This window comes from Streptomyces oryzae (genome assembly GCF_017676365.1).
Taxonomy (GTDB): Bacteria; Actinomycetota; Actinomycetes; order Streptomycetales; family Streptomycetaceae; genus Streptomyces; species Streptomyces oryzae.
Genome location: NZ_JADKMA010000288.1, coordinates 1 through 6,336, shown reverse-complemented (window position 1 = coordinate 6,336; position 6,336 = coordinate 1). Strand labels below are relative to the sequence as shown.

General features: G+C 71.4%; 7 protein-coding genes. 6 read left to right on the top strand and 1 reads right to left on the bottom strand.

The window, feature by feature from the left end; translation table 11 throughout:
- Positions 1-68 precede the first annotated feature (68 nt).
- Complete coding sequence (locus ITI46_RS32525; RefSeq protein ID WP_209243543.1) at positions 69-419, top strand: hypothetical protein; 351 nt, start codon at positions 69-71, stop codon at positions 417-419.
- An 83-nt stretch (positions 420-502) separates the two neighbouring features.
- Here ITI46_RS32525 and ITI46_RS32520 read toward each other — a convergent pair whose 3' ends face one another.
- On the bottom strand, positions 503-1,405 hold the full coding sequence (locus ITI46_RS32520) for an aminoglycoside phosphotransferase family protein (RefSeq protein ID WP_247746938.1): 903 nt from the start codon (positions 1,403-1,405) through the stop codon (positions 503-505).
- A gap of 169 nt (positions 1,406-1,574) precedes the next feature.
- Between ITI46_RS32520 and ITI46_RS32515 the strand changes: the two genes are divergently transcribed.
- The 5 genes from ITI46_RS32515 to ITI46_RS32495 all read left to right on the top strand — a co-directional run.
- On the top strand, positions 1,575-2,267 hold the full coding sequence (locus ITI46_RS32515; protein WP_209243541.1) for a 4'-phosphopantetheinyl transferase family protein: 693 nt from the start codon (positions 1,575-1,577) through the stop codon (positions 2,265-2,267).
- Positions 2,268-2,394: 127 nt separating this feature from the next.
- Positions 2,395-3,057 (top strand): DedA family protein, encoded by a 663-nt coding sequence (locus ITI46_RS32510; protein ID WP_209243540.1) that lies wholly within the window; start codon positions 2,395-2,397, stop codon positions 3,055-3,057.
- 136 nt (positions 3,058-3,193) lie between these two features.
- On the top strand, positions 3,194-4,345 hold the full coding sequence (locus tag ITI46_RS32505) for a sensor histidine kinase (protein ID WP_209243539.1): 1,152 nt from the start codon (positions 3,194-3,196) through the stop codon (positions 4,343-4,345).
- Positions 4,333-4,977 (top strand): response regulator transcription factor, encoded by a 645-nt coding sequence (locus tag ITI46_RS32500; protein WP_209243538.1) that lies wholly within the window; start codon positions 4,333-4,335, stop codon positions 4,975-4,977. The genes ITI46_RS32505 and ITI46_RS32500 overlap by 13 nt, the downstream gene beginning before the upstream one ends.
- 131 nt (positions 4,978-5,108) lie before the next feature.
- Positions 5,109-6,336 (top strand): DUF5107 domain-containing protein (locus tag ITI46_RS32495; RefSeq protein WP_209243537.1); only part of this gene is annotated, 1,228 nt, incomplete at its 3' end.

The following is a 6,336-nucleotide window of genomic DNA, read 5'->3' as shown; positions in this document are numbered from 1 at the left end:
AGGGCGGGGCCACCGGTTCCCGTGCGGCTGACTCGGAGAGCCCCGCCTCGTCCAGTCCGTCCCCCACGGTGACAGCGGCTGACGGGAGTGACGCCGAGGCGTGTGGCGATGGGAACTGCGAGATCGCCGTGCGGGAACCGGTGACGATACGGGTCAAGATCCCGGACGGGCCCGCGAAGTTGGCCCTGACGAAGGTTGGCAGGAACAAGGTGGCCTACAAGGTGACTGCCGGGAGAAGCAGAACGAGTGGTGAGGCGAGCGGTGCGGGCAGCGGATGCGTCGCGGTCTTCCGCAGCGGCGGCAGCAGCAGTTCGTGCGGGGTGGCGGGGAAACCGCCCGGGAAGGTGGACGGGGCGGTTGTGCTGCAAGTGGTGGCTGGGGCGGACGGTACCGCGCTCGTCCGGGTCGTCTCGGACTGAGCAGCGTCGAGTTCGGGGGGAGAGAGATTCGAGGGGGAGAGAGGTGCGCGGCCCGGGCGCACATCCTCGAACCCATGGGTGCCCTACAGGCCCGCGACGTCCGCGAGGATGCGGGCCTGGCGCAGCAAGGTGACGCTGTTCTCCAGGTCGTCGTCCTCGTCGACCGACCACAGGGCGTACTCGACGTGGCGGGCGACCGACCAGGCGCGTACCCGGTCGATGTCCTCGCCGAGGGCGTCCGCGAGGAGTGCTGTGCGGTGCCGGAGCAGGCGGTGCGGGTTCATGTGCTCGAAGGGGTTGTCGACCTGTTCGAGCAGGGGCCACGGATCGAAGGCCGGGTCGCCGGTCATCGGCTTGGCGTCGATCGCGAGCCACGGAGCGCGCCGCGCTGACAGCAGATTGCCGGGGTTGAAGTCGCCGTGTACGAGCACCTCGCGGTGGGCGGAGCGCGGCAGTTCGCGGTACAGCTGCGCGGCCAGCCGGTACAGCCCCGGGTCGAGTTTTGGGGGCCATTCGCGGGCGGCCTGCTTCTCGGCGAGGCCGGCCCACTCGGCTGTCGTGTCCGCGACTCGGCCCACGCCGAGTGCGGACGCCTCGGCCGGATCCGCCGACCACAGGTCGCGTAGTACGTCCGCTGCTGCCAATAGCCGTTCGTCCGCCGGGAGTTGGCTGGCAGCGCCCAGTTCGATGCCCGGCTCCACCCGCTCCAGGAGCAGCGCGAAATGGTCCGCGTCCTGCTCCAGCACGCGTACGGCGCCGCGCCCGTTCCACAGGCGGAGGGCCGCGCCTTCGGTGCGGGCCTCCGGGTGGGGCCAGGTCAGCTTGAGCACGGCGCGGGTGCCGTCCGGGCGCTCCGCCGGCGCCACCCAGGAGCAGCTGCCGCCGTGGAAGGGCGCGCCCAGGCGCAGTTTCCAGCGTTCGCGCATCTGCTCGACCAGCGTCGGCAGCCGGGCAAGCCAGTCGCGTCCGTCAGCCGTGTGGCTCATCTCCGTGAGCACGGGGAGGCCGGGAGGAAAGAGGTCGGTCACCATACCGTCCGGTTGGTCTGCTGTGACAGTAGCTTCTGGGGCGGGGCCTCAACACCGTAATGGCGCCGTCCGTGGCTCTCCGAGCGCTTTTCCGCGCGACGACGCCCCTTCGGGTACGGTCGCGTGCATGACGAGCGTCGCAGCCGGTATCGGCGATCCCGCCCGCTCTCCGGCCATCCATGTGATCCGGGTTTCCGAACACGCCCCCGCGACCAGGATTTCCGGCGCTCTCGCACCGCTCTCGGAGGAAGAGCGGAAGCGCGCGGCGGCGTTCGTACGGGAGGCCGACCGTGAGCGTTACGTGGTCGCGCATCTGGCCCTGCGCAGGGAGCTCGGAGCGCTGTTGGAGCTCGACCCTGCCGAAGTGCGGTTCGCACGTGCGGACTGCCCGCTGTGCGGGGCCCCGCACGGGCGGCCGACCGTGCCGGGCGATCCGGTGCACTTCTCCCTCTCGCACGCGGGGGACGTGGTGTTGCTGGCGTTCGCCGCCGTGCCGGTGGGAGTGGACGTCGAGGAGTTCCCGAGCGTTGCTGCCGCGCGCGAGACGATGTCCGTGCTGCACCCCCGTGAGCGGGCGGAGTTGGCGGCGTTGCCGGACTCCGCCGCGCTGCCCGCCGCCTTCACCCGCTGCTGGACGCGGAAAGAGGCATATCTGAAGGGGACGGGTGCCGGCCTGGGAGAGGACCCGTCGGTCACCTACGTAGGCACTTTCGGCGAGCCGGCTCAGGTGCCCGGCTGGCAGCTCACCGACCTTCCGGCCCCGGCGGGCTATGCCGCCGCGAGCGCACTGCGGCAGAGGGCAGCTTCGAACAGCGCGTAGTGAGCCCTGCGGAAAACCTCACCCTGCTCGACGGTCATCCGCATACCGGCGCTGAGCTGCGGTTTCTAGCGTTGAGGGCGCATCGGGGCAGCGGCCCCGGTGACCGACCCGACAGCGTGGAGACCCTATGCACCTCACATACGTGGCCCTGCCGCAGGAGCCTGCCGGCGGTATCGCCGGCTGGGCCGCCGATCTCGTCGACACCATGGGCGGTCCAGGAGCCGGACTTGCCATCGCGTTGGAGAACCTCTTCCCGCCGCTGCCGAGCGAGGTGATCCTTCCACTGACCGGGTTCGCCGCCGGGCAGGGCGTCCTTTCGCTGGTCTCGGCGCTGTTCTGGACCACGCTGGGTTCGGTCGTGGGTGCCGTGGTCCTCTACTGGATCGGCAGGCTCTTCGGCCGGGACCGGATGCACGCGGTCTGGGCGCGGCTGCCGCTGGTGAAGGTCTCCGATCTGGTGCGTACGGAGGAGTGGTTCGCCAAGCACGGCACCAAGGCGGTGTTCTTCGGTCGCATGGTGCCGATCTTCCGCAGCCTGGTCTCCGTACCGGCCGGGGTGGAGCGGATGCCGCTTCCGGTCCTCGTGGTGTTGACCACGCTGGGTAGTCTGATCTGGAACTCCGTGCTGGTGCTGGCCGGTTACTGGCTGGGCGACCAGTGGGAGGTGGTGGAGACCTACGTCGGGATCCTCTCCAAGGTGGTGCTGGCCCTGGTGCTGCTGGCGCTGGTGGGGTACGTGGCCGTACGGCTGCGCGGTCGCGGCCGGGCCAAGCACCGCCGCGCCGGATGACGGGGAACGGGGACACGGGGTGTACGTAAGGGGCGGAGCGCACGAGTGGCAGCGTTCCAGTGACAGTGACTGTGACGGTGAAGCGAGCGCTGTGGCGGCGCCCCGGCCTCCGGCTTGGCCGTACCGGAGCCTCGGGATGCTGCTCGGCTGTGCCACGGCGCTGCTCGCCTTCCTGTACTTCGCTCTGGCCGGTGCCGCCCTCGGCCCTTTCCTGCTGTGGCCGTACACCCGGAGCAGTGCGCTCGGCATCTTCGTCGCGGGGGTGCGCGGGCTGACGGCGGTGGAGCGGAACCGCCGCTCCGCCTTCTTCGGCGACCGCTTCCCCGAGCACTACAAGGCGTCCGACCAGAAGCTGCTGCGCTATCTGGCGGTCCGCAGTTATGCGGGGCTGCTGTGCGCTGTCGTGCTCGGGCTGCTGGGCTTCGGCGCCGTGCTGGCGGGGCTCGTGGCGCTGCGTACGGTGCAGGGCGGGTTCACCTGGGACGACTGGCTGGCGCAGCTGCTGCTGGGCGGCGTGCTGCTCTTCCTCGACCTCCAGGGGCTGCGCTCGCTCGCCGAGCTGGAGGCGCGCAGCGCTCGGGAGTGTTTCGGCCCCTCCGAACGGGAGCTGCTGCGGCGGCGGATCGACGAACTGGCCACCAGCAGGGCGGCGGTCGTGCACGCGGTGGACGCCGAGCGCCGCCGTATCGAGCGTGATCTGCACGACGGAATGCAGCAGCGTCTGGTGGCACTCGCCATGCTGCTCGGCCGGGCCCGCAGGGGACGTGATCCCGGGCAGGCGGAGGCGCTGCTGCGCCAGGCGCACCAGGAGTCCCAGGAGATCGCCACCGAACTGCGCGAGGTGGCCTGGCGGATCTATCCGTCTGCGCTGGACAGCCTGGGCCTGGCGGAGGCGCTGGGCGGGGTGTCCGAGCGGTGCGGGATCCCCGTCCGCACCGAGTTCGACGTGGACGGGACGCTGCCGCAGCCGGTGGAGACCGCCGCGTACTTCGTGGTGTCGGAGTCGGTGACCAACGCCGCCAAACACTCCGGCGCCTCGGCCGTCTCCGTACGGGTGGAGCTCCGCGACGCCGACGAGGGCGGCCCCGGCAGCCCCGGCAGCCCCGGCGGCATCGGCCAAGTGCTCGCCGTATCCGTGCAGGACGACGGGAAGGGCGGCGCCGATCCCGCCGGCAGCGGACTGAGCGGGCTGCGCAGCCGGGTGGCGGCGCTGGACGGCACACTGCACATCGACAGCCCTCCAGGGGGACCGACCACCATCACAGCGGAGCTGCCGTGCGCGTGCTGATCGCCGAGGACTCGACCCTGTTGCGGGAGGGGCTGGTCCGGCTGCTCGTGGAGGAGGGGCATGAGGTACCGGGCGCCTTCGGGGACGCCGTCTCGCTGCTGAAGGAGATGGCGGAGCGGCAGCCGGACATCGTCGTGCTGGACATCCGGATGCCGCCCACCCACACCGACGAGGGCCTGCGCGCCGCGCTGGAGATCCGCGAACGCTGGCCCCAGGTCGGGGTCCTGGTGCTCTCCCAGCACATCGAGCGCAACTATGCGGCCCAGTTGCTGGCCCGGGACGCGGAACGGGTGGGCTATCTCCTCAAGGACCGTGTCGCCCAGGTCGAGGAGTTCCTGGACGCGCTGGAGCGCATCCAGGCGGGCGGCGCCGTCATCGACCCCGAGGTGGTGCGCCAGTTGGTCTTCCGTACGTCGCGCGCTGACCCTCTGACGCGGCTCACGCCCCGGGAGCGCAGCGTCCTGGAGGCGCTGGCCCAGGGGCAGACCAATGCGGCCATCGCGCAGCAGCTGCACCTTTCGCTGAGCGCGGTCGAGAAGAACCTGGCTGCCGTCTTCGACAAGCTGGAGCTGTCGCACACCACCGGTTACAGCCGGCGGATCCTGGCGGTCCTGAGATATCTGGAGTCGTAGCGGCAACGGGGCCCGCAATGCTGGTCAAAAGGATCTGGCGCGCGGGATGCGGAGCGTGTTCCATGGTCATCGGGGGGTCCCGGTCAGGCGGCGGCGCCCGTGGACGACGTATGGAAGAAGCGAGGTTGTCTGTGGCCACGACCGTACGACGCAGCTCCCTGACCCTGCCCGCCGCGCCGCTCGGCCCGGAGAATCCGCTGCCCGCGCTGCTGCCGCTGGACGAGGCCCACTCGCTGAACGCTGCCGAACGAGCCGCGCTGCCGCCCCGGATGGCGCGGCAGGTCGGCTACGGTCCGCTGCGTTCCGTGCTGCCCACCCGCGTCCTCGACGGCTACGGGCGGGAGCGCACCCCGGCGCGGTTCGACACGCTCGTGCTGGAGAACGACCAGCTGCGGGTCACTGTCCTGCCCGGTCTCGGCGGCCGTATCGCCTCGCTCTTCCACAAGCCGGACGCGCGGGAGCTCCTCTACGTCAACCCCGTCTTCCAGCCCGCCGACTTCGCGCTGAACGGGGCCTGGTTCTCCGGCGGCATTGAGTGGAACATCGGCGCGACGGGGCATACGACGCTCTCCTGCGCGCCGTTGCACGCGGCGCGGGTGCCCGCGCCGGGCGGTGACGGTGCGATGGTGCGGCTGTGGGAGTGGGAGCGGCTGCGTGACACCCCCTTCCAGGTGGACCTGTGGCTGCCCGACGACTCCGACTTCCTCTACGTGGGCGCCCGTATCCGCAACCCGCACCACCGCACCGTCCCGGTCTACTGGTGGTCGAACATCGCGGTTCCCGAGGACCCGGGGACGCGGGTGCTCGCCCCGGCGGAGGAGACCTGGTACTTCGCGTACGAGCGCAGGCTGCGCCGGATCCCCGTGCCCGAATGGGAGGGGACCGATCTGACGTACCCGCTGCACAGCCGCTTCCCCGCCGACTACTTCTACGAGGTGCCCGACGACTCCCGGAAGTGGATCGCCTCGCTGGACGAGAAAGGGCAGGGGCTCGTCCAGACCTCGACGGATCTGCTGCGCGGCCGGAAGCTGTTCGTCTGGGGCGCAGGGCCGGGCGGGAGGCGCTGGCAGGAGTGGCTGACCGAGCCGGGCACGCCGGGATACGCGGAGATCCAGGCGGGCCTCGCCCGCACCCAGCTGGAACATCTGCCCCTGGAGGCGGGCGGCGAGCTGGCCTGGCTGGAGGCGTACGGGCCGCTGGCCGCAGACCCCGAGGCGGTGCACGGCGCGGACTGGTCGGCGGCCCGCGCCCACACGGAGCGGCGGCTGGAGGCGGCTCTGCCGCGCGGCGCGGTCGAGGCGGCCTACGCGGCGTGGCGACCGTACGCGGACGCGGAACCGGAGGGCGCGCCCGGGGACG